Origin of the sequence: Streptomyces sp. NPDC057136, from assembly GCF_042670885.1 — a bacterium.
In the GTDB taxonomy this organism is placed as follows: domain Bacteria; phylum Actinomycetota; class Actinomycetes; order Streptomycetales; family Streptomycetaceae; genus Streptomyces.
The window spans coordinates 1-1,385 of the sequence record NZ_JBHUUV010000109.1 but is presented as its reverse complement, the minus strand read 5'-3'; the positions used below and the strand labels follow the sequence as shown (position 1 = coordinate 1,385).

The 1,385-nt window shown below is 68.5% G+C and carries 1 protein-coding gene; it reads right to left on the bottom strand.

Annotation, left to right across the window (positions count from 1 at the left end; all coding sequences use genetic code 11):
- Positions 1–1,385, bottom strand: a 1,385-nt coding sequence (locus ACFT7S_RS38700; RefSeq protein WP_382741254.1) for a condensation domain-containing protein, incomplete at both ends; no start/stop codon positions are given.

Sequence of the window (1,385 nt, the reverse complement as noted above, 5' to 3'; positions counted from 1 at the left end):
CAACACCACCGACGACGCATTCCACCCCTCCACCACCAACTCACGCTCACCCACCGACAACACCGACACATCACCCACCCGCACCCCCGCATCGCAGGCAACGGTGTCCAGCACGGAGACCAGGTGGCGGGACATCGCCTCGGCCGTCGCCGGATCGAACAGCGCGGTGCTGTACTCGATCTCTCCTGACAGGCCGCCTTCGCCGGTATCGCCGAACCTCAGAGTCAGGTCGAACAGGGCGAGCCGGGTCCCCGCGGCCGACCCCTTGATCCGCACGTCTTCCCTCGGCCGGCTCGCGTCTTCGCCCTGCTCAAGCAGGTTCGCGCCGTCGCGCGGATCCTCCATCGCGTAGTTGAAGAACACCTGGAAGAGCGGGGTTCGGGTCCGGTCCCGCTCAGTGACGAGGTCGTCCACCAGCTGCTCGAACGGCAGGTCCTGGTGGGCGTAGGCGCCCAGAGCCGTCTCCCGTACGCGACCCAGGAGCTCGCCGAAGGTCGGGTCGCCTGACAGATCGGTACGCAGGACCAGCGTGTTGACGAAGAGTCCGATCAGGTCCTCGGTCTCGGCCCGGTTCCGGTTCGCGACCGGCGTGCCCACGACCACGTCCTCCGATCCCGCGTACCGGCTCAGCAGCACGTCGAAGGCCGCAAGGAGCGTCATGAACATCGTCGCGCCCCCCTCACGGGCCAGCGCACGCAGTGCGTCCGCGGTCTCCGCCGATACGGTGAAGTGAGTCGCCGCGCCTTCGGACGATCGCACCTGGGGACGGGGCCGATCGGTCGGGAGCTCCACCACTGGGAGCTGCGCCAAATCGTCTCGCCAGTAGGTCAGTTGTTGCTCCAGGGCCTCGCCGTCCAGCCACTTGCGCTGCCAGACCGCGAAGTCGGCGTACTGCACCGGCAGCGGCGGCAGCGGGTCCGGTCGGCCCGCACGGAACGCCTCGTACAGGGCCGCAAGTTCACGCCGCAGGATCCGACCCGACCACTCGTCGAACACCACATGCTGCATCGACAGCGCCAGAACGTGTTCGTCATCGGCGAGCCGGATCAGGCCGGCCCGGATCAGCGGGCCGGTCGCGAGATCGAAGGGCGCCAGGACATCCTTCGCGACCAGCCGCTCCGTCGCAGCAAGCGGATCAGGGCTGCCGGACACATCCATCACGGGCAGCGGGAGAGCGGCCGGCGGGTCGATCACCTGATGGGCCACGCCGTCCGCATCCGCCACCAGGCGGGTGCGGAGCACCTCGTGCCGTGCCATGACCGCATCCAGCGCCGCACCCAGTGCGGCTATGTCCAGATCGCCGTCCAACCGGATGGGCAGCGGCAGGTTGTACTCGGTCGAGCCAGGCTCGAGTTGGTCCAGGAACCACATGCGCTGCTGCGCGA